This window comes from Methylocaldum szegediense, from assembly GCF_949769195.1.
Lineage (GTDB): Bacteria > Pseudomonadota > Gammaproteobacteria > Methylococcales > Methylococcaceae > Methylocaldum > Methylocaldum szegediense.
Genome location: NZ_OX458333.1, coordinates 2,315,504 through 2,335,931, shown reverse-complemented (window position 1 = coordinate 2,335,931; position 20,428 = coordinate 2,315,504). Strand labels below are relative to the sequence as shown.

General features: G+C 59.2%; 19 protein-coding genes. 18 read left to right on the top strand and 1 reads right to left on the bottom strand.

Features of this window, described 5'->3' with window-relative positions; genetic code table 11:
- Positions 1-72: 72 nt before the first annotated feature.
- From ndhC to QEN43_RS09930, 15 genes are all read left to right on the top strand, one after another.
- Positions 73-486 (top strand): NADH-quinone oxidoreductase subunit A, encoded by a 414-nt coding sequence (gene ndhC / locus QEN43_RS10000; RefSeq protein ID WP_026611595.1) that lies wholly within the window; start codon positions 73-75, stop codon positions 484-486.
- Between the two features lie 10 nt (positions 487-496).
- Positions 497-1,135: an NADH-quinone oxidoreductase subunit B gene (locus tag QEN43_RS09995; RefSeq protein ID WP_026611596.1), complete on the top strand. Its 639-nt coding sequence runs from the start codon at positions 497-499 to the stop codon at positions 1,133-1,135.
- Between the two features lie 10 nt (positions 1,136-1,145).
- Positions 1,146-2,936 (top strand): NADH-quinone oxidoreductase subunit C/D, encoded by a 1,791-nt coding sequence (gene nuoC, locus QEN43_RS09990; RefSeq protein ID WP_084162310.1) that lies wholly within the window; start codon positions 1,146-1,148, stop codon positions 2,934-2,936.
- Positions 2,937-2,987: 51 nt separating this feature from the next.
- Positions 2,988-3,485: an NADH-quinone oxidoreductase subunit NuoE gene (gene nuoE / locus QEN43_RS09985; RefSeq protein ID WP_051331974.1), complete on the top strand. Its 498-nt coding sequence runs from the start codon at positions 2,988-2,990 to the stop codon at positions 3,483-3,485.
- Positions 3,470-4,744 (top strand): NADH-quinone oxidoreductase subunit NuoF, encoded by a 1,275-nt coding sequence (gene nuoF / locus QEN43_RS09980; protein ID WP_026611599.1) that lies wholly within the window; start codon positions 3,470-3,472, stop codon positions 4,742-4,744. The genes nuoE and nuoF overlap by 16 nt, the downstream gene beginning before the upstream one ends.
- A 14-nt stretch (positions 4,745-4,758) precedes the next feature.
- A complete protein-coding gene (gene nuoG / locus QEN43_RS09975; RefSeq protein WP_026611600.1) occupies positions 4,759-7,437 on the top strand; it encodes an NADH-quinone oxidoreductase subunit NuoG in 2,679 nt (892 codons plus the stop codon).
- Positions 7,434-8,378 (top strand): NADH-quinone oxidoreductase subunit NuoH, encoded by a 945-nt coding sequence (gene nuoH, locus QEN43_RS09970; protein ID WP_026611601.1) that lies wholly within the window; start codon positions 7,434-7,436, stop codon positions 8,376-8,378. The genes nuoG and nuoH overlap by 4 nt, the downstream gene beginning before the upstream one ends.
- Positions 8,379-8,425: 47 nt before the next feature.
- Positions 8,426-8,953 (top strand): NADH-quinone oxidoreductase subunit NuoI, encoded by a 528-nt coding sequence (nuoI, locus tag QEN43_RS09965; protein ID WP_026611602.1) that lies wholly within the window; start codon positions 8,426-8,428, stop codon positions 8,951-8,953.
- A gap of 9 nt (positions 8,954-8,962) precedes the next feature.
- Positions 8,963-9,463 (top strand): NADH-quinone oxidoreductase subunit J, encoded by a 501-nt coding sequence (gene nuoJ / locus QEN43_RS09960; RefSeq protein WP_036269205.1) that lies wholly within the window; start codon positions 8,963-8,965, stop codon positions 9,461-9,463.
- On the top strand, positions 9,460-9,771 hold the full coding sequence (gene nuoK, locus QEN43_RS09955) for an NADH-quinone oxidoreductase subunit NuoK (RefSeq protein ID WP_026611604.1): 312 nt from the start codon (positions 9,460-9,462) through the stop codon (positions 9,769-9,771). The genes nuoJ and nuoK overlap by 4 nt, the downstream gene beginning before the upstream one ends.
- Positions 9,772-10,005: 234 nt before the next feature.
- Positions 10,006-11,838 (top strand): NADH-quinone oxidoreductase subunit L, encoded by a 1,833-nt coding sequence (gene nuoL / locus QEN43_RS09950; RefSeq protein ID WP_317964053.1) that lies wholly within the window; start codon positions 10,006-10,008, stop codon positions 11,836-11,838.
- Positions 11,838-13,364, top strand: a complete 1,527-nt coding sequence (nuoM, locus tag QEN43_RS09945) for an NADH-quinone oxidoreductase subunit M (protein WP_235726739.1) — start codon at positions 11,838-11,840, stop codon at positions 13,362-13,364. Before nuoL ends, nuoM begins: the two co-directional genes overlap by 1 nt.
- Complete coding sequence (locus QEN43_RS09940) at positions 13,361-14,809, top strand: NADH-quinone oxidoreductase subunit N (protein ID WP_235726684.1); 1,449 nt, start codon at positions 13,361-13,363, stop codon at positions 14,807-14,809. Before nuoM ends, QEN43_RS09940 begins: the two co-directional genes overlap by 4 nt.
- Before the next feature lie 511 nt (positions 14,810-15,320).
- Positions 15,321-16,052, top strand: coding sequence for a hypothetical protein (locus QEN43_RS09935; protein ID WP_026611607.1), 732 nt, complete (start codon positions 15,321-15,323; stop codon positions 16,050-16,052).
- A gap of 102 nt (positions 16,053-16,154) precedes the next feature.
- A complete protein-coding gene (locus tag QEN43_RS09930) occupies positions 16,155-16,301 on the top strand; it encodes a hypothetical protein (RefSeq protein ID WP_156912878.1) in 147 nt (48 codons plus the stop codon).
- 64 nt (positions 16,302-16,365) lie between these two features.
- Here QEN43_RS09930 and QEN43_RS09925 read toward each other — a convergent pair whose 3' ends face one another.
- Entirely contained in the window at positions 16,366-17,091 is a 726-nt protein-coding gene (locus tag QEN43_RS09925; RefSeq protein WP_026611608.1) for a DUF3313 domain-containing protein, read from the bottom strand.
- A 1,025-nt stretch (positions 17,092-18,116) separates the two neighbouring features.
- Between QEN43_RS09925 and QEN43_RS09915 the strand changes: the two genes are divergently transcribed.
- The 3 genes from QEN43_RS09915 to QEN43_RS09905 are packed head-to-tail and all read left to right on the top strand — an operon-like array spanning position 18,117 to position 20,233.
- Positions 18,117-18,761, top strand: coding sequence for an MBL fold metallo-hydrolase (locus tag QEN43_RS09915; protein WP_026611610.1), 645 nt, complete (start codon positions 18,117-18,119; stop codon positions 18,759-18,761).
- The gene (locus tag QEN43_RS09910) at positions 18,745-19,455 is read left to right on the top strand and encodes an ABC transporter ATP-binding protein (RefSeq protein WP_051331976.1); all 711 of its coding nucleotides are present in this window, start codon (positions 18,745-18,747) and stop codon (positions 19,453-19,455) included. Before QEN43_RS09915 ends, QEN43_RS09910 begins: the two co-directional genes overlap by 17 nt.
- Complete coding sequence (locus QEN43_RS09905) at positions 19,442-20,233, top strand: ABC transporter permease (protein WP_026611612.1); 792 nt, start codon at positions 19,442-19,444, stop codon at positions 20,231-20,233. The genes QEN43_RS09910 and QEN43_RS09905 overlap by 14 nt, the downstream gene beginning before the upstream one ends.
- The last annotated feature ends 195 nt before the right edge of the window (positions 20,234-20,428 follow it).

Below are 20,428 nucleotides of genomic sequence, written 5' to 3'. Positions count from 1 at the left end.
TAGGCGGTCCGATTAATCTGCGGACAAGTTGATCGCCTTTGCAGTTTGCTGCAGCACACCCGGAGGAGTGGCATGAGTGCCGATCTGGTGCAGGCATCGAATCTTTGGCCGTTCATCGCTTATATCGTGGCCATCTTTGCCGTGATCGCAATCATGTTGGCGATTCCGCGTTTTCTCGCGCGGCCACGCCCAGGACGTGCGACCGGCGAGCCTTTTGAGTCTGGTATCGTTCCGGTCGGCGATATTCACGTACGGCTCACCGTACGGTTTTATCCGGTCGCAATCTTCTTCGTCATTTTCGATCTCGAAGCCGTTTTCATCCTCGCTTGGGCTGTGGCCTTCCGCGAAGCCGGATGGCTCGGATACATCGAGATGTTGGTGTTTATTGGCATCCTGCTGGCAGCCTTGGTTTATCTTTGGCGGATCGGCGCTCTGGACTGGCGCACCGAACGGCAGAAATTGCAGGACGCCCGACTCAAGATTTGAGGACACACCGATGCAGTGGACTCTTACCCGAGCCGACTCCGATCCTGCCCCGCGTCCAGGCGAACGCGTCAGTGAGGAAGCCATGCGCCGCAACCTGCTCTTGGCGAAGCTAGAGGACCTGATCGCCTGGGGCCGCTCCAATTCCGTGTGGCCTTTCAACTTCGGGCTTTCATGTTGCTATGTCGAAATGGCCACCGCTTTCACCAGCCGTTACGACATTGCCCGATTCGGCTCTGAGGTGATCAGAGCGAGCCCGAGGCAAGCGGATTTGATCGTAATCTCCGGAACGGTCTTCATGAAAATGGCGCCGGTCATCAAGCGCCTTTACGAGCAGTTGCTAGAGCCGCGCTGGGTGATTTCGATGGGATCGTGCGCGAATTCGGGCGGGATGTACGATGTTTACAGCGTGGTCCAGGGGGTGGACAAGTTTTTACCAGTCGATGTCTACGTTCCTGGCTGCCCGCCGCGTCCGGATGCCTTGCTCGAAGGTCTGATCCTGCTGCAGGAATCGATCGGAAAGGAGAAGCGGCCCCTCGGCTGGACGATCGGCGAGGACGGTGTTCGCAAAGGCCCGATCAGGAGTCTGCGAGACCTCAAGACTCCGGAGCGCATGAGGGTCACCGAGCTGCGCAGCCCGGACCGGATTTGAGGATTCGATAATGGCTTCGACCGCGACCGCAGACACTGCAATGACGAGGGAGGAGCCGAAAGCCGGTGCCGTTGTCGCCGAACTCCGGCGTCATTTCGGCGACGATGCGTTTACGGTCCAATCCACCTGTGACGGGATCCCGACCCTGTGGGTAGCCAAGGACCGGTTCGTCGACTGCCTGGCCTATCTGAAGCGCGAGATCGAACGGCCGTATGCGATGTTGTTCGATCTCACCGCGGTGGACGAACGTCTGCGCCGACACAGTGAGGGGCTCCCGCGCAGCGATTTCACGCTGGTCTACCATCTTCTGTCTTTCGATCGCAACGAAGACATCCGGATCAAGGTTGCCTTGCCCGAGGACGCTCTGAGCGTGCCGAGCATTGTTGCGCTCTGGCCTAATGCCAACTGGTACGAGCGCGAAGTCTTCGACATGTTCGGGATTCGCTTCGAAGGCCATCCGAATCTCCGCCGCATCCTGATGCCGCCTACTTGGAAAGGACATCCGCTGCGCAAGGACCATCCGGCGCGGGCGACCGAGATGGGGCGGTTCACGCTGCCCGAGGAAAAGCAGGAGGCGGAACAGGAAGCCCTGCGCTTCGTACCGGAAGAATGGGGTATGAAGCGGGAGAAGGAAGACGCCGATTTTCTGTTTCTCAATCTCGGCCCCAATCATCCCAGCGTGCACGGAGTGTTCCGCATCGCTCTACAACTCGACGGCGAGGAAATTGTCGATGCCGTGCCGGATATCGGCTACCACCACCGCGCCGCGGAAAAGATGGGGGAACGCCAGTCCTGGCACACCTACATTCCCTATACCGATCGGGTGGATTATCTCGGCGGCTCGCTGAACAACCTGCCTTACGTCATGGCGCTGGAACAGATGGCCGGCATCGAGGTGCCGCCCAGGGCGCAGGTGATTCGGGTGATGATCTCGGAGTTTTACCGGATCAACAACCACCTCTTGTTTTACGGGACTTTCGCGCAGGATGTCGGACAACTGTCGCCGGTCTTTTACATGTTTGTCGACCGCGAGAGGGTGTTCGAGATCATCGAGGCGATTACCGGCGGGCGCATGCACTCCAGCTTTTTTCGCATCGGCGGTACCGCCATGGATTTGCCCGAGGGCTGGGACAAGCTGGTACGGGAATTCCTCGATTATTTTCCGAAGCGGCTGGCGCATTACGACAAGATGGTGCTGGCGAACAGCATCCTCAAGCGGCGTGCCCAGGGTATAGGCGTCTACAACACGAAAGAGGCGATCGAGTGGGGGGCGACCGGGCCTGGGTTGAGGGCCACGGGGTTCGCCTGGGACTACCGCAAGGCGCGCCCCTATTCCGGCTACGAGAATTTCGAGTTCGAGATCCCGACCGGGAAAAACGGGGACTGTTACGACCGGTGCTTGGTGCGCGTCGAAGAAATGCGGCAGAGTCTCAGGATCATCGAGCAATGTCTGAACAACATGCCGTCGGGTCCTTACAAGGCGTTTCATCCGTTGACGACGCCTCCCCCGAAACCGCGGACCATGCACGACATCGAAACGCTGATCCAGCACTTTCTGAACGTCAGCTGGGGGCCGGTCATCCCGGCCGGCGAAGGGTCGGCCTGCGTGGAGGGAACCAAGGGACTTTATCGTTACTACCTGATCAGCGATGGCAGCACGATGTCCTACCGTACCCGCATCCGTACCGCTTCGTTTCCACACCTTCAGATGATTCCCTTGATGGCTCGCGGGCTCATGATCGCCGACCTCATCGCGATCCTCGGGAGCATCGATTTTGTGATGTCGGACGTGGATAGGTGAGGGGGATAGGGTGTTTTGCCAGATCAGGACAATGATTTTTCGGGGTCTCTCATGAATGAAACCGGCATCTTGAGCGAACATGAAACTGCCGAGATCCTCGCGGCCGCGGAGCATTATCCGGATAAATCCGCCGCTTCCATCGAGGCGCTCAAGATCGTACAAAAACATCGCGGCTGGGTGCCGGACGACGCTTTGAAAAGCGTTGCCGGGCTCTTGGAGATGTCGCCCGACGAGTTGGACAGCGTGGCGACATTTTATAACCTGATTTTCCGAAAACCGGTAGGCAAAAACGTCGTTCTGTGCTGCGACAGCGTGAGCTGCTGGATCCTGGGGGCTGACCGAATCCGCGAGCGTCTGTCCGAGAGGCTGGGTATCGGTTTGGGCGAAACCACGGCGGACGGACGGTACACGCTGCTCCCCATCGTATGTCTCGGCGCCTGCGACCGCGCGCCGGTGCTGATGGTCGGCGAAGAACTGTGGGAAAACATGGACGAGTCGAAAATCGACGAACTCTTAAAAAGGCACGGCGAAGCATGGACAAACCGCTGACGCAGAACATCAAGCCCGATCTCTCGGCGGTGACGCTGGATGATTACCGTCACACCGGCGGGTACGAGGGCTTGACCAAGGCTCTGAAAGAGATGGCACCCGCGGACGTCATCGAAGCGGTCAAGAATTCCGGACTGCGCGGGCGCGGCGGCGCCGGGTTTCCGACCGGCGTCAAATGGAGTCTGGTGCCGCAGGGCGAATCGGCGGGGCAGAAATACGTGGTGGTGAACGCCGACGAAATGGAGCCGGGCACCTTCAAGGATCGCCTCCTGATGGAAGCCGATCCGCACCAGCTCATCGAGGGCATAGCCATCGCCGCTTATGCCGTGCAGTCCGATACTGCCTATATCTTTCTCCGGGGCGAATACCATCTTTCCGCACGCCGGCTGGAGCAAGCCTTGGCGGAAGCTCGTAGTGCCGGTTATCTCGGCAAGAACATCCTGGGTTCGGGTTTCGATCTGGAGATTCACCTTCATACCAGCGCAGGACGTTACATCTGCGGCGAAGAAACCGCGCTTCTCAATTCGCTCGAAGGCAAGCGCGCAATCCCGCGCGCCAAGCCCCCGTATCCTCAAACGAGCGGGCTATGGGGTTGCCCGACGGTGGTGAACAACGTCGAAACCCTGTGCAACGTGCCACATATCATCCGTAACGGTGTGGACTGGTACCGCGGTTTAGGCCGTGGCGAGGATGCCGGTACCAAGCTGTTCGGTGTGAGCGGCCGGGTCAAGAAGCCGGGATTATGGGAATTGCCCATGGGGACGCCGGTTCGGGTGCTGATCGAGGAGTGTGCGGGTGGCATGCAGGATGGGTATACGCTGCGAGGATTCCTGCCTGGCGGCGCATCCACGGATTTCTTGCTGCCCGAGCACCTGGATGTGCCCATGGATTTCGGGGCGATGATGAAAGCCGGAAGCCGTCTCGGCACGGGCACCATGATCGTGCTGGACGATCGGACCTGTCCGGTGCAGATGGTGCTCAATCTGGAACGGTTTTTCGCGCAGGAATCCTGCGGTTGGTGCACCCCCTGCCGCGACGGGCTGCCCTGGGTTGTCGAGCTCCTCGAAAGCCTCGTAGCCGGACGCGGTCGACCTGAGGACCTGGACTTGCTCGAACAGCTCGCGCGCCTGATGGGGCCGGGAAATACCTTTTGTGCACTCGCGCCCGGCGCGGCCGAGCCTTTACAGAGCGCGTTGAAACATTTCCGGGCCGATTTCGAACGCTACTTGAAACCGGCGTCGAGCGCGAGGGTGGCCTAAAGAAGGTCGAAGCCATGGCTCACATCACGATAGACGGCCAAACCCACGAAGTCGAAGCGGGCGACAACCTGCTCAAGGTTTGCTTGTCGCTGGGACTGGACCTGCCTTATTTCTGCTGGCACCCGGCTCTCGGGTCGGTGGGTGCTTGCCGGCAATGCGCGGTAGTCCAGTACAAGGACGAGAGTGACACCCGGGGCCGACTGGTCATGGCCTGCATGACCCCGGTGACTGACGGCCTTCGCGTGTCCCTCGAAGCGCCCGAGGCGCGGGAATTCCGCGCCGGTGTCATCGAGTTCCTGATGACCAATCATCCGCACGACTGTCCGGTGTGCGAGGAGGGCGGGGAATGCCATCTCCAGGACATGACGGTCATGACCGGACATACCTTTCGCCGTTATCGCGGCTTGAAGCGCACGCACCGAAACCAGTATCTGGGTCCCTTCATTAATCACGAGATGAACCGTTGCATTGCCTGTTACCGTTGCGTGCGGTTTTATCGGGACTATGCTGGAGGCCGGGATCTCGACGTGTTCGCGTCTCGCAACAACGTCTATTTCGGGCGCTTCGAGGACGGGATTCTGGAAAGCGAGTTTAGCGGCAATCTGGTCGAAGTCTGTCCCACAGGGGTGTTCACCGACCGCACGTTCAGTGCGCATTACGTTCGCAAGTGGGATTTGCAGCAGGCACCCTCGGTTTGCGTGCACTGCGGCGTAGGCTGCAATACCAGCCCCGGCGAGCGCTATGGAACGCTCAGACGCATCGTCAATCGCTACAACGGCGAAGTGAACGGCTATTTTCTCTGCGATCGAGGGCGTTTCGGCTACGGATTCGTCAACAGCGAGCGCCGTATCCGCGAACCTTTGCTTCATGGGGAACCGGTTTCCGGGGAGACCGCGCTGGCCCATCTTCAGGGTTGGTTGGGTGGCCATACGATCGGAATCGGTTCTCCGCGCGCCTCGCTGGAAGCCAATTTCGCCCTGCGGGAATTGGTCGGTGCCGAAAATTTTTACGCTGGGTTGAGCCAGGGAGAGACGTCTCTGGCGGCGGCTGTACTGGATGTGCTGAGACATTGGCCTGTCCACGTTCCGTCGCTGAGCGAGGTGGAGCAGGCGGACGCTGTTCTGGTGCTCGGCGAGGACGTGGCGAACACCGCGCCGCGTCTGGCACTCGCGCTGCGCCAATCGGTGCGGAACCGCGCTTTCGAACGTGCCGATCAATTGAAAATACCGCGCTGGCAGGATGCCGCCGTGAGAGAGGCGGCTCAAGACGAGAAGAGTCCGCTGTTTGTTGCCGCGTCCTGCGCCACCCGGCTAGACGACATCGCGGAGGCTATCTATCGGGGAACGCCGGAAGCGATCGCGCGGCTGGGCTTTGCGATCGCTCGCCGGATCGATCCCAACGCGCCGGCGGTGAGCGATCTTACGCCGGAGGACGAGCGTCTCGCGGAACGCATCGGCGACAGCCTTGCCGCCGCGGCCCGTCCCTTGATCGTTTCGGGTATCGCTTGCGGAAGTCTCGCGACAATCCGGGCGGCCGCCAATATCGCCCTTGCGCTGAGCAACCGCCGGGAAGGCGGGGCGATCGACTTGTGTTATGTCGCGCCGGAGTGTAATACGCTGGGCCTCGCGATGATGGACGGACGCAGCGTTGTCGATGCATTCGCCGCGGCGAAGACCCGGGACGTGAACACGGCGATCATCCTGGAGAACGATCTTTACCGCCGTGCGGATGGCGGAGCCGTGGACAGTTTTTTCAACAGCACGCGACATGTGGTGGTGGTCGACCATATCCGCCATGGCACCGCGGCCAAGGCCCAACTTCTTCTGCCGGGAAGCACGTTCGCCGAAACCGAAGGCACGCTGGTCAGCTTCGAGGGACGGGCGCAACGGTTTTATTCGGTTATGCCGGGCAGCGGCAAAATCCGCGACAGTTGGCGTTGGCTGGCCGATGCCGGGGCGAAACGCTGGGCGAACATCGATGCTTTGACCGCCGCCTGCGCCGCGGCTTTCCCCGAATTCGGCCCGATTCGGCATGCCGCGCCACCGGCTAGCTTCAGGATCGAAGGCGAGAAAATTCCGCGTCAGCCGCACCGCTACAGCGGGCGTACGGCGATGAACGCGCATCGGGATATTCACGAACCCAAGCCGCCCGACGATCCCGATTCAGCTCTGGCGTTTTCCATGGAAGGAGCGAGCGTGGAGGTGCCTCCGGCGCTGTTGCCTTTCGTTTGGGCGCCGCGTTGGAATTCGAATCAACAAGCCGTCAACAAGTTTCAGGATGAAGTGGGCGGCGCCTTGCGGGGAGGCGATCCGGGCGTAAGGCTATTGGAATCACCGGAAATGCCGGAGCCCCGCTGGTTCGACGAAGTGCCTTCCCGTGCGCGCGACGAAACCCGCTGGCGAGTCATCCCGCTGTACCGGATTTTCGGCAGCGAGGAACTGAGCGTCTTGTCGCCGCCGTTAGCCGAACGGGTATCGGAAGCCTATGCCGCGCTGCATCCTAGGGATGCAGAAGAATTGGGTGTCACTCAAACCCTTGCGGTGCGGCTGAACGAAAAACTCATACGCCTGCCGCTGAGGCTGGAACTCTCCTTGCCGAGGGGCGCCGTCGGCCTTTCGGCCGGTCTTCCCGGCCTGTTCCGCACCGATTTTCCGGCATGGATCGCCATCGAAACGGGAAGAGGGGAACCATGACGCTAGGGTCGCCGCTCGATATTCTCGGCATTCTTTCAGTGTTGATTGCTGTCGCCGCGCTCTTGATCTGGGTCGAACGCCGGCTGCTCGCGATCTGGCAGGATCGCTTGGGTCCCAATCGAGTCGGCCCGCTGGGGTTGTTCCAGGTCGTGGCCGATATGATCAAGATACTGAGCAAGGAAGACTGGATTCCGCCTTTCGCCGACAAACCGGTCTTCGTGCTCGCTCCGGTCGTGATCATGGCAAGCATGCTGGCCGCATTCGCGGTGATTCCGATCACGCCGGATATTGGGATCATCGACTTTGACTTCGATTTGCTCTACGTGTTGGCGGTCATGGCATTGTCGGTGTACAGCCTGATGCTGGCCGGCTATGCGTCCAACAGCAAATACTCGCTGATCGGTGCCCTGAGGGCTACGGCTCAAGCCATGAGCTACGAGGTTTTTTTAGCGATGGCGGTGTTGGGGGTCGTCATGCTGGCCGGAACCTTCAATTTGCGGGCCATCGTGGAAGCTCAACGGGACGGGTGGTTCGTCGTGCCGCAATTCCTGGGATTCATCTTGTTCTTTATCGGGATTCTTGCGGAAACCCACCGTACCCCATTCGACCTGCCCGAATCGGAAAACGAGCTGGTGGCGGGTTATCACACCGAGTATTCCGGCATGAAGTTCGGCATGTTCTTCGTCGGTGAGTATGTCGGCGTCACCCTCGGGGCGGCATTGATCGTCACGCTGTTTTTCGGCGGTTGGCATGGGCCGGTTTTGCCGCCTTTCGCCTGGTTCGTCATCAAGACCGCCATCTTCATAGTGCTGTTCATACTGGTACGTGGCGCTCTGCCAAGGCCGCGTTATGACCAGCTCATGTCGTTCGGCTGGCTGGTGATGCTGCCGCTGTCTTTCCTGAATCTTCTCGTCACGGGAGCAGTCGTCCTATGGCGATAAGTCGTTCGAGAAACGAGTGTACTCCGGGTAGCCGTGGGTGAGCCGACATGGTGAAAGATTTCCTCACTCAGTTGCAAACCCTGTGGACCGTGTTCCGGCACACCTTCACCAAGGCTGCCACCCGAGAGTATCCGGAGGAAAAGCCGCCTTTGTACCCGCGCTATCGCGGCAGAATCGTGCTGACCCGCGATCCCGACGGGGAAGAGCGCTGCGTCGCTTGCAACCTCTGCGCGGTGGCGTGCCCGGTGGATTGCATCGCCCTCCAGAAAGCCCAGGACGAACACGGGCGTTGGTATCCGGAGTTCTTCCGCATCAATTTTTCCCGCTGCATCTACTGCGGGTTTTGTGAGGAGGCCTGTCCAACCTACGCCATCCAATTGACGCCGGACATGGAGATGAGTGAGTACGACCGCCGCAATATGGTTTACGAAAAGGAGCATCTTTTGATCGACGGGACCGGCAAATATCACGATTACAACTTCTACCGGGTGGCCGGAAAAAGCGTGGCCGGAAAGGATAAGGGCGAGGCCGAGAACGAGGCGCCGCCGGTGGATGTCAGGAGCTTGTTGCCTTAGGAGAACGCTATGTTGTCCTACGTTTTGTTCTATTCCGCCGCCTTGGTAAGCGTGGTCGCCACGATCATGGTGATCGTCTCGCTCAACGCGGTGCACGCCTTGTTGTACGTGATTCTGTCCTTTCTCGCCTTGAGCATCGTGTTCTATCTCATGGGCGCGTTCTATGCGGCAATGCTTCAGATCATCGTGCATGTCGGGGCGATCATGATGCTGTTCCTGTTCGTAGTAATGATGCTGAATCTGGGGCTGCGAACCCTGGAGCAGGAAAGGAAATGGCTGTCGCCGGCCGCGTGGCGCTGGCCTTCTGCGATGGCGGCGGTGCTGCTGACCGAGCTCGTCTTCGTCCTGATGCAGGAAAAGCCGGCCGCGCTAGGTCATATCGTTGCGTCCAAGGAAGTTGGCATCCATCTGCTCGGGCCTTATGTGCTCGCGGTGGAATTGGCGTCCATGCTGCTCTTGGTCGGATTGGTGGGAGCCTATCACTTGACTCGGCGGGAGGAGAAAACATGACGGAAACCATTCCGCTAGCGCACGGGCTGCTGTTGGTGGCTGTCCTGTTCGCGCTGGGGCTCGCCGGTGTTTTGGTGCGGCGCAACCTGATCTTCTTACTGATTTCCCTGGAAATCATGCTGAATTCGGCGGGACTTGCTTTCATCATCGCCGGCTCGCGCTGGAATCAGGCGGACGGGCAAATCATGTTTCTGCTGGTGCTTGCGATGGCAGCGGCGGAAGTGGGCGTCGCCATGGGCTTGGTGACGCAGATTCATCGTCGATTCCACACGTTGGACGTGGACGTTTTGAGTCGGATGAAGGGTTGAGTACCGTCCCGGTGCGACCGAACGGCGGATCGATGGACAGCATCGAGCCTTAGTGCCCGTTCGGATTAAGCTCGGCGAAAGCCCAGATGTTCAGCGCGGTAAACGGGATTTAAGCGACGACTCGGAAACCCTGTTTCCGGGGTCGAAAGTGCGGATACCTGTGGGATGGAGGATATTCCTCCGCAAAAGCGACGGAAGGACGCCCCTTTAACGAATCAATAAGGAGAAAAACGGGTGTTGAATTACTTGGCTCTTGTTCCGCTTTTCCCGTTGATCGGTTTTCTGATTCTCGTGGCGAGCCAGGGAAATATGCCGAGACGTTGGGTGCCCTGGATCGGCGCCGGATCTGTTGGGGTATCGGCGCTGCTCGCCGCACTAATCGGGATCGAGTTCCTGGGCGGTTCGTTCGAACCCTATCGTCAGACCCTGTGGACCTGGATGCGGGTGGCCGATTTCGCGTCCGGTTTCTCGCTTTATCTCGATGCCTTGTCCTTGAACATGATGTTCGTGGTGACGGGCGTCGGTTTTCTCATCCATGTGTACTCGATCGGGTTCATGGCTGACGATGCAGGTTACGCCCGCTTTTTCGCCTACATGAACCTGTTCGTTTTCGCCATGCTGATCCTAGTTTTGGCGGACAATCTGGTGCTTTTGTACCTAGGCTGGGAAGGCGTGGGTTTGTGTAGTTATCTTTTGATCGGTTTCTGGTACGACAATCCGGAGAACGGCGCGGCGGCCCGAAAGGCCTTCGTGATGACGCGGGTGGGTGATACCGCGATGGCGATAGGCCTGTTTTTGCTTTTCGCACAGCTCGGCACCCTAGAGATTCAATCCCTCATGCAGAGAGCGGTCGCGGCCTGGCCCGTTGGCTCCGGTTTGGCCGCACTCGCCGCCCTGCTGCTCTTGGGCGGCGCGGTCGGCAAGTCGGCCCAATTGCCGCTTCAGACCTGGTTACCCGACGCTATGGCCGGCCCTACGCCGATCAGCGCTTTGATCCACGCCGCGACCATGGTGACCGCTGGGGTTTATTTGATCGCCCGCACCCACACCCTGTTCGAGCTGGCGCCCGCGGTGCTGCAACTGGTCGCCGTAGTCGGCGCCATTACGTTGCTGATAGCAGGCTTCACCGCGCTGACTCAGCGCGATATCAAGCGGATTCTGGCGTACTCCACCATCAGCCAGATTGGATACATGTTCCTGGCGCTGGGCGTAGCCGCGTTTTCCTCGGCCATCTTTCATCTGACCACCCATGCTTATTTCAAGGCACTTCTGTTCCTCGCCGCTGGGGCAGTTATCCACTGTTATCATCACGAACACGATATCTTCCGCATGGGCGGGCTCAGAAAACGGTTGCCGATCGCATTCTGGAGTTTCGTTATCGGCAGCGCCGCGCTCACCGCTCTGCCTTTCACCTCGGGCTATTTCAGCAAGCACGAAATTCTCGCATCTGCCTACCAGGCGGAAAACGGCGTGTGGTTCTGGGCCGCCGGAACGCTCGGGGCGCTGTTGACCGGTATCTACAGCTTCAGGTTGCTGTTCATCGCCTTTTTCGGTCCGGAAAACGAGCATGCCTCGGAACACCTGGGATTCGCCATGAGTATCCCGCTCATCCTGCTCGGCGCACTCGCCCTGTTCGGAGGATTCGTTTCCATGCCTCTGGGCTCGGTGTTCCCCAGAGAACAGCCGGGCGAACTTGGAGTCCTTGCGGCGATCGTCACCGACGCGGCACCGTTCATCGGTGTTGGCGTCGCGGTTCTCCTTTATCTGACCCGAACCTATCCCGTCGAGGCCCTGACGGCATCGCGCTGGGGCGAGAGGTTACATCGCTTCTGGTTCAGCGGTTGGGGCTTCGATTGGCTGTACGGAAAACTGCTGGTCAACCCGTTCCGCTGGCTAGCTGCCCTCAATCGCGGCGACATCGTGGACGATGTGTATAGGGGCGTGGCGGTTGCCAGCCAGTACGCGCACCGGGCGTTCGCCGCTACCCAAACCGGGCAATTGCGCTGGTATGTCGCCGCCTTCACGGGGGGAACCGTGCTGGCCATCGCGCTGGGGATTCTGTCGTGATGCTTGCAGGACTGATTCTGATTTTGGTGGTCGGCGGCCTGGTCGCTTGGCTGGCGGAGCGCTACGGTGCGAACGCGCCACGCTGGGTTTCCGTGGTTACGCTGGCACTGGACGGCGTGTTGCTCGTTCCCTATTTCGCCCGTGGCTTTCCCGATGTCGGCGTTTGGCTGGACGATGTTCGCTGGCGCTGGATACCGAGGTTTGGCATCAGCTTTCATCTAGGAATGGACGGGGTCAGCCTATTGCTGATCGCCCTGACGATATTTCTCGGCTTGATAGCGGTGGCGGCGTCCTGGACCGAGATCAAGCAGCGAATCGGATTCTTCCATTTCAATCTGCTGTGGACGCTAGCCGGCGTGCTGGGCGTTTTCCTCGCGCTGGACCTTTTCCTGTTCTTCGTGTTCTGGGAAATCATGATCGTGCCCATGTATTTCCTAATCGCTTTGTGGGGACACGAGAACCGGGCCTACGCAGCGATCAAGTTCTTTTTGTTCACCCAGGTGTCGGGACTCTTGATGCTGTTGGCCCTAGTAGTGCTGGCGATCATCCACTACCGCAGCAGCGGGGTTTATACCTTCGATTATTTCGAGCTGCTGCAGACCAACCTGGAGGTCAACACCGCCTTCTGGCTGATGTTGGGTTTCTTTATCGCCTTTACCGTAAAGCTGCCGGGCGTGCCTTTCCATACTTGGCTGCCGGACGCGCATACCCAGGCGCCGACCGGCGGCAGTGTCATACTGGCGGGGGTGATGCTGAAGACCGGCGCCTATGGGCTGTTGCGCTTCGTCATTCCATTTTTCCCCGAGGTGGTTGCCGATTTTTCCCCCCTGGCGATGGGTCTGGGCGTCGCCGGTATTCTTTACGGTGGCATGCTGGCTTTCGCGCAGTCGGACATGAAGCGGTTGGTCGCCTACAGTAGCATCAGCCATATGGGATTCGTGCTGGTCGGCCTGTATGCCTGGAACGCGGCGGCGCTTCAGGGTGTGGTGATCACCTTGCTCGCCCACGGGATTTCGTCCGCCGCCCTGTTCATGCTGGCCGGTTCGGTGCAGGAGAGGATCCATACCCGCGACATGAGCCGCATGGGCGGGCTATGGACCGACGTGCCGCGCATGGCGGCCATCGGTTTGTTCTTTTCCGTGGCCGCGCTCGGCATGCCGGGGCTCGGCAATTTCATCGGCGAGTTTTTGGTGCTGCTGGGCGCTTATCGGGTAGACGCTTCAATGACGGCGGCCGCGGCCTTGGGCTTAATTATCGCGCCGGTTTATTCGCTGATTCTGATTCAACGGGTTTTTCACGGCGGGGCGCGGGAGGTTCATCAAATGCGGGACTTCGGTGCGCGGGAACTCGCTGCAATGGGCTTGTTGATCGTGGCGACGGTCTGGATGGGGGTGTACCCGCAGTCGATGTTGAATGTCTCCGACGCTTGGGTAAAGAACAGTTTGAAAGGCCGGCAAGAGGGCATCGTGCAAACGTATTCGAAGCCGTCGGATGAACAACTGGCGGACCGGGGGCAACTGCAATGATCACCGCAACCGACCTCATCGCGCTTCTGCCTGTGATCGTGCTGGCAGCGGCGGCTGTGGCCGTGATGCTTGCCATAGCCGTGCGTCGCAATCATCGTCTCGCCTTCGTTCTAACCGTCGCCGGTATCCTGATCGCACTGATCACGGTTGCGCCGGCATCGGACCTGATCCCTAGAGTGATTACGCCCCTCGTGCTGGTGGATCGCTATAGCCTCGCTTTTATCGTCCTGGCTTGTGCGGCGGGTTTGGTCACAGCAGCGCTGTGCTGGGAGTATTTTCGCGTCCGCGAGGGACACCCGGAAGAAATCTATCTGCTGATATTGACCGCGCTGCTGGGTGCGAGCGTTTTGGCGATTGCCCGTCACTTCGCGTCGTTTTTTCTGGGGTTGGAGATCCTCAGCGTATCTCTGTTCGTCCTCATCGCCTATCCCTCGCGCCAAAGCCAATCCCTAGAGGCGGGCGTCAAATACCTGGTGTTGTCCGGCGTCGCCTCGGCATTCCTGCTGTTCGGCATGGCCCTGGTATATGCCGAGACGGGCACCATGGAGTTTGCGGTCTTGGGAGGAAAGACCGGGACCTTCCCGTCTACGATCGGAACCATGCTGATCCTGGTGGCCGTGGGTTTCAAATTGTCGCTGGTGCCTTTTCATCTTTGGACCGCCGACGTTTATCAAGGGGCGCCCGTGCCTATCACGGCCCTGCTCGCGACGGTTTCCAAGGGGTCGGTGTTTATTTTGCTGCTGCGCTACGGATTGGAGAGTGGAATGCTCCGCGTCCCGGTGCTAGACGTCCTTTTAGCCTTGATCGCGGTCGTCTCCATGCTGGTCGGTAATTTTCTGGCCTTGCGGCAGAACAACGTGAAGCGCATTCTTGCTTATTCCTCCATTGCTCACATGGGTTATCTACTGGTCGCGGTGATCGCGTCCAACATCGTCGGCGGCGAATTGGCTGCCGAAGCGTTGCTGATTTACCTCGCCGCGTATTTCGCTATGACGCTAGCGGCGTTCGGCGTGGTGGCGGTCATGAGTCCGGCCGATCGCGAAGCCGAAGACCTCGAGGATTACACCGGTCTGTTCTGGAGCCGACCTTGGCTAGCGACGGTGTTCAGCGTGGCGCTCCTGTCCCTGGCCGGAATACCGCTGACCGCCGGTTTCATCGGCAAGTTCTATTTGTTCACCGCCGGAAGCCAAGGCTCGCTTTGGATGCTCCTCGGCGCTCTGATCGTCGGCAGCGGGCTCGGGCTTTATTACTACCTCCGCATCGTCTTTCAAATGACCCAGGTACCGGAGTTGGCACCGGCAAGCCCAGAACCCAGGCCGGTCGGAATGCATCTGCTGTTGGCGGTATTGCTTCTCCTGATCGTTGGGCTTGGCGTTTACCCGGCCCCCTTTATTGATCTGCTGCATCCCGAGATCAAAGTCTCGGAGCAGGGGCGAGAGCGGTAGGGTGGCTATCCGTTTTTTCTGGCCTGCAATGATGCGGCAGACGCCGAGTGCGGCGTGTGCAAAAAGTTGCGAATAGGGCAAAATCCGCAGTCGCAGGCGAATTATGGTGGTGTCGAGGAAGGGTACAGCGTTGTTCAACGCGTGGCAGGAGGCTCGGTAGACGGTTTCCGAGTGTTCCGAAGCGGCCGACGAAACGGTACACCGACAAGCTCACTCCCGATCGGAAGAGTGGCCTCGATCTTTTTTTAGTTTTGAACCATTCTTACACTGGATGCGCTTGGCCGAGAAACCAAGTGCTTCGGTTGCGAAGTGCGCCTCTTCCCGGCGTGCGTTATTCGCCTCGACGTATTATGTTTTTTCCCGCAAGAGCCCGGTGGTTTCGGCCGAGCCGCACGAACGCGTTCGATATGCCTGCCAAACGGACTGCCGCGCGCCAAGCCTGGAAGCGTGTTGGCATGCTTCGTGAAAAACCCGGCTCGTTGGTGCTGTTCCAAGGATCGAGAAACGATAGATGATTGTCTCGAATCAACCGCTGCGGCGTTTGGGGAGCATGCGCCGCCAGATGACGCGGGCCGAGCGCGCGGCCGTGTTCGTACTCGTGCTCGCCGTGATCGGCGTGGTGGTGTCTTTTGTGCGCGGCGACGACTTCGCAGCCGAATGTGCCGCTACGGACGTGCGCCTAAAAGCCATTCGCGCGGCGATTCTGGGCGGAGAAGCCGGTCCTGGCTACCGAGCCGATATCGGCGAAATCCCGCATTCGATTCACGATTTGTTCGACCCGTCGTCATTGCCAGCACCACTCCGGACTTTCGACCCGGCAACGGGACGCGGCTGGCGTGGACCGTATTTAGAAGACGGTGTACAGATCAACGTCCGCAAAGCGCATTGCAGCTTTTCGGACCCCAGTTGCAACAGCCACCGTTTCGTCAACGCTCTGGCGACCGGCGACATGGTGGTTCTCGATGAATTCAAGCGCCATGCGCCCGAATGCACCAATTCGGATGCCGAGCGCTATTGCACCAATCCCATATTGCTTCAGATTCCTTGCGATGACCTGGATCGCGACGGGATCTGCAGCGACAGTGATATGTGGCTGCCCGGCAATGCGCGGCTGGTTTCCGCCGGACTCAACGGGATTCTGGAAACCGCGCTAAGCGACTACAATGCAGGCGCGCGTGGTGACGACCGAGTTCTATACCTCTTCATGGGCGACCCAGGGGGTGGGAACCTAAGGTGCAAGTGATCAAGGCTATTCTCATGATCCGGTGACAGCCGGGGCCATCCAAGATGCCTTCCCAGAGTACGTCGCCTCGTTCGAGCCGCCGCCAGATCTCGGTTGATCCTCATGTCGATGCCGGCGACGATTCTGTCCATGGGATTCAGGGGAGGCTGTCATGACGCCTATGGCCATTACTGCTTTTTGCCGCTTTACAGTTTCTTTGGCGATCAGCGCGCGTTGGATGCGGTGAACGCCGTGAACCGCATCGTTTAAACTGAATTTCAGGTGAATTAGGCAGGCCGGCGCCTCCTGGATTGGGTGCCGGCGGAAATCGGAATCACGGCGTGGCCGCACCCGTAGTCCAGGAAAACAGCTTCTCCGCGGCCATTCTCGACCATTCCGCAATCGCATTCTCGGCGTCGCCCCATTGCCACTGGAATGCTGTCCGGACCGACCCAGCGCCGATCTGCCGGTCGACCCATGCCCCTAACACCAGTCCCGTCTGGGAGTCTGTCAGCTTGGCCGCGCCCTGGGCGGCACCGGCGAAGGGGAAGGTACCGGTCGCGAGGTACTTCAGATTGCTCAGCATATGGGCCTGCGGGACGAGCATTGAGACGCTCCGAAGGCCGGGCGTGGCGGCCTCAGCGTCCATCAACGCCACATCGAGCTTCAGAACACCAGGCCCCGGTTTGTCGACGAGTTCGAACTTTTTGCCCAGTTCCGCCACGAGTTGCTGGTGGAAATAATTTACGAGCATCTGCTCATCGGAACCGGACATACGGGTCGTGTCCCCACCCCAGAAGGTGACCGAAGAGACCATGATCTTGCTGTACTGGGTCCATTTTGCGGCGGGATTGATGTAGCGCAGCCCGGCTTGTTTCTTTCCACCGGACGTGAGCCGATTACACACACTGCCCAGGAAGCTGCATTCGACGCTCGTCTCCTTGACAGCCGTCTTCTGCGTCGCCTTGCAGGCGCTCAAGGCCAGGAGACAGACCGCCAATACAGAGGCAAAAGCCCGGACGGACGCCCGATGCGCTGAACGGAGTGAGGACTGGTTCATCTTGGTTACCTTCGGGTTAAGTGAGTGGTTGGGTAAAAACTTGATTCCTAAGGAACCTCTGAATAAACCCCCATTGGTCCAGTAGAACCGGGCTTGCCTGAAAAGACAGGCAAGCGTGCCATTCCTCCGAGTTTTCCACGGTCTTCTCCGGTCCTTACCAGCCGGATTCGCACGGTTGGGCGATCAGCGGGCGGACATCGGCCGTTAACTCATCAACGCGTGCCTCTTCAAATACGGATTGGTCCGCCCAATCAGCGTGAAGACCTGGACGGCGTTCGTCGAAACCTCCCGATAGCGCGTCTTGAAATAACCAAAACGGCGCTTCTTTACATAGACCGGTTTCGGCATCGAAATACTGCCTCGGCAGGCACAGATTCAAGGTGAGACTCGGGTGATCGGCTGCACCCGACCGAACGGCTCGTAGTCGGCCCGCCGCACGACCTCGCCGTTGTCGTTCGTCGCCGCTAGCGGCGCGCTCCCATCTGTCAGGAGAGTTGTCATCCGTGGCAATGTGGGACTTCAATAGCGTTTTAAGGGGGCTGAGGGAAAACAAGATGCGATATCCGGCAGAATGGAAGGAAGCTATCTTGAAAAGGAGACTTGTCCAGCACAATAAGAGGCTCGCCGAACGAGCGACGGCGGAAGTATTTCAGAAGGCCCCTTGTAACACTGGCGGAAGGCTGCCCGTATGGCCGGTCTCCTGCTGCCCAATGGTGATACGACGCCTGTGGGTTGGGGAATTCGGCTGACATGTCCCGTCCATCGTTATCGAAGAATCGACTACCTACGATAGTGCGAGGTAAGCGCTGCTGTCTGAGTCATGCCTCGGGGCGTCGGATTGAGGTTTTTCTGGATTTGGGACGACGAAGGTGGCGTAGGCGAACTCGCGTATCATGGCAGCGATGATTGCTTGACCAGCTTGCCGCCAGCTATGTGACGTTTTTGTCAAGCGATAGGCCGCATGCGGCGGCTTTCTTCCGGTATCATCTCCTTTTTTGGATTGAATCCGGCTTTTCGAGTCTGACATGAAAACGACGGTCATCCCGGTTACGGCATTTCAACAAAATTGTTCGCTGCTCTGGTGCGAGGACACCATGGAAGGCGCGGTGGTCGATCCCGGTGGCGATCTGGACCGAATCCTCGAACGTGCTGAAGACGCCGGTGTGACACTGGTCAAGATTTTGCTTACTCACGCTCATGTGGATCATGTCGGTGGTACCGCAGAATTGGCCAGACGGCTCGGGATTCCGATCGAAGGTCCGCAGAAGGAGGACCGCTTCTGGATCGAGCTGTTGCCTAAGCAGTGTGAGATGTTCGGTTTTCCGCCGGCGGATACCTTCACTCCGGATCGTTGGCTCGAGGACGGCGATACGGTGCAGTTCGGGCATCAAACCCTTGAAGTCATACACTGCCCCGGCCATACGCCCGGTCATGTGGCGTTTTTCCATGCCGGCGAGCGGCTTGCCATCGTCGGGGACGTCTTGTTCAAAGGTTCTATCGGCCGGACCGATTTTCCCAGAGGCGATTACGGTACCCTGGTGAAGTCTATTCGCGAGCGGCTTTTCCCACTGGGCGACGATGTCGTGTTCATTCCGGGGCACGGTCCTTGGTCCACGTTCGGCGACGAACGCCGCACCAATCCGTTCGTGGGCGATGCCTCCGGTCGTTAGTCGGCCGTCGGAGTTCGATGGCCGGGTGGCGAATTCGGCGCTGATCCGCTTCGACCGGGTCTCTGTATCGGTTCACGGCAAATCGATCCTGGCCGGCATCAGCTTTGCGGTGAATGTCGGCGAAAAAGCCGTTTTCCGCGGTAAATCGGGCTCCGGCAAGAGTACGGTGTTGAAGACCTTGCTGGGGCTTTATCGCGTGACTTCCGGCAGAATTTTTTTCGAACACGAACCGCTCGATTCGTCGACCGTAAAGTCGGTTCGGCGGCGCGCCGCCTACATCGGCCAGGAACCGGTCCTCGGCGCGGAAACGGTACGCGAAGCCCTGATGTTGCCCTTTCGATTCAAGACACACCGGGGGAATGAGCCGTCCGATCGCCGGTTGAACGAGGTCCTGGCGCGTCTTCATCTCTCGCCGGATATTCTCGCTCGTGAGTGCCGGCTTGTTTCCGGCGGCGAAAAACAACGCATCGCCATCGCCCGCGCCTTGCTGTTGGGGAAGAGCCTTTATCTCCTGGACGAGGTGACCAGTGCTTTGGACGACGAGAGCAAACAGGCGGTGCTGAACGTGTTCGCCGATCCCTCGTTCACCGTGCTCTCCGTAGCCCACGACCCGGATTGGGTGGCGCGCTGCGATTTGGTTTTGGAATTGGAAGGTGGACGCTTGGCCCGAATTCATCACAATGGAAACACTTGATATCGCACTGCCGCGGATGGCGGTGCTTTACGGCATCGTGCTGCTACCCGGGCTGCTGCTCGGCCTGATCGGACTTCGCCTGAGCCGGGCGATCGCCGTCAGCATTCTGCGCATGAGCCTCCAACTGGCCTTGGTGGGCGTGTACCTCAAGACCTTGTTCACGCTCAACAATCCCTGGTTGAACGGGCTATGGATTCTGGTAATGCTGGTAGTAGCCGATTGGGCGATCCTCACCCGGGCCGGATTGAAACGGCGCTATTTTTTCGCCGCCACGTTCGCGGCGGTGGCCGGGAGCGTCCTGTTTTCCACCGCCTATCTGCTGCTGTTGGTGATTCGGCCGCCCCTCTATTACGATGCCCGTTACCTGGTTCCCCTGGCCGGTATGATCCTCGGCAATTGTCTACAGGGCAACGTGATCGTACTCGAGCGCTTCTATAGCGCGCTCCGGAAGAACGAAAACGAGTATCTGACCTACCTGCTGCTTGGCGCTACCCGTTGGGAGGCGGTACTTCCCTATTTTCGCGAAGCCGTCAAAGCGGCGATCAACCCGACTTTGGCCGGCATGGCGACCATGGGGCTGGTGTCGCTGCCCGGCATGATGACTGGCCAGATCCTGGGCGGCAGTGAGCCCTGGCTAGCCGTGAAATACCAGATCGCGATCATGTTGTGCATTTTCGCAAGTACCGCGCTTGCAAGCATTCTAAACCTGGTATTCAGCGTGAATATTGCTTTCAACAAATTCGATGTGTTGAAGGAAGATGTCGTCGAGCGCGGTTAACCTAATCCAGCATTGGATACACCCTCCAAAGCGCTAGGTCCTCATCCCCAGCCCCTTGTCCCAGAGGGAGAAGGGAGTTTAGCCTCTCGCCCTCCGGGAGAGGGGGGGTTAGGGAATGCGGCGGCCGATGGGGCGTTGCGGTCATTTCGGAAATTCAATCGCGGTTTTTAAGGTTAAAAGATTTGCTGTTTTGGT

Bases quoted from the DNA above. Each gene is read 5' to 3' on its own strand.
- ndhC (WP_026611595.1), top strand. From the start codon at position 73: ATGAGTGCCGATCTGGTGCAGGCATCGAATCTTTGGCCGTTCATCGCT.
- QEN43_RS09995 (WP_026611596.1), top strand. From the start codon at position 497: ATGCAGTGGACTCTTACCCGAGCCGACTCCGATCCTGCCCCGCGTCCA.
- nuoC (WP_084162310.1), top strand. From the start codon at position 1,146: ATGGCTTCGACCGCGACCGCAGACACTGCAATGACGAGGGAGGAGCCG.
- nuoE (WP_051331974.1), top strand. From the start codon at position 2,988: ATGAATGAAACCGGCATCTTGAGCGAACATGAAACTGCCGAGATCCTC.
- nuoF (WP_026611599.1), top strand. From the start codon at position 3,470: ATGGACAAACCGCTGACGCAGAACATCAAGCCCGATCTCTCGGCGGTG.
- nuoG (WP_026611600.1), top strand. From the start codon at position 4,759: ATGGCTCACATCACGATAGACGGCCAAACCCACGAAGTCGAAGCGGGC.
- nuoH (WP_026611601.1), top strand. From the start codon at position 7,434: ATGACGCTAGGGTCGCCGCTCGATATTCTCGGCATTCTTTCAGTGTTG.
- nuoI (WP_026611602.1), top strand. From the start codon at position 8,426: ATGGTGAAAGATTTCCTCACTCAGTTGCAAACCCTGTGGACCGTGTTC.
- nuoJ (WP_036269205.1), top strand. From the start codon at position 8,963: ATGTTGTCCTACGTTTTGTTCTATTCCGCCGCCTTGGTAAGCGTGGTC.
- nuoK (WP_026611604.1), top strand. From the start codon at position 9,460: ATGACGGAAACCATTCCGCTAGCGCACGGGCTGCTGTTGGTGGCTGTC.
- nuoM (WP_235726739.1), top strand. From the start codon at position 11,838: ATGCTTGCAGGACTGATTCTGATTTTGGTGGTCGGCGGCCTGGTCGCT.
- QEN43_RS09940 (WP_235726684.1), top strand. From the start codon at position 13,361: ATGATCACCGCAACCGACCTCATCGCGCTTCTGCCTGTGATCGTGCTG.
- QEN43_RS09935 (WP_026611607.1), top strand. From the start codon at position 15,321: ATGATTGTCTCGAATCAACCGCTGCGGCGTTTGGGGAGCATGCGCCGC.
- QEN43_RS09930 (WP_156912878.1), top strand. From the start codon at position 16,155: ATGTCGATGCCGGCGACGATTCTGTCCATGGGATTCAGGGGAGGCTGT.
- QEN43_RS09925 (WP_026611608.1), bottom strand. From the start codon at position 17,091: ATGAACCAGTCCTCACTCCGTTCAGCGCATCGGGCGTCCGTCCGGGCT.
- QEN43_RS09915 (WP_026611610.1), top strand. From the start codon at position 18,117: ATGAAAACGACGGTCATCCCGGTTACGGCATTTCAACAAAATTGTTCG.
- QEN43_RS09910 (WP_051331976.1), top strand. From the start codon at position 18,745: ATGCCTCCGGTCGTTAGTCGGCCGTCGGAGTTCGATGGCCGGGTGGCG.
- QEN43_RS09905 (WP_026611612.1), top strand. From the start codon at position 19,442: ATGGAAACACTTGATATCGCACTGCCGCGGATGGCGGTGCTTTACGGC.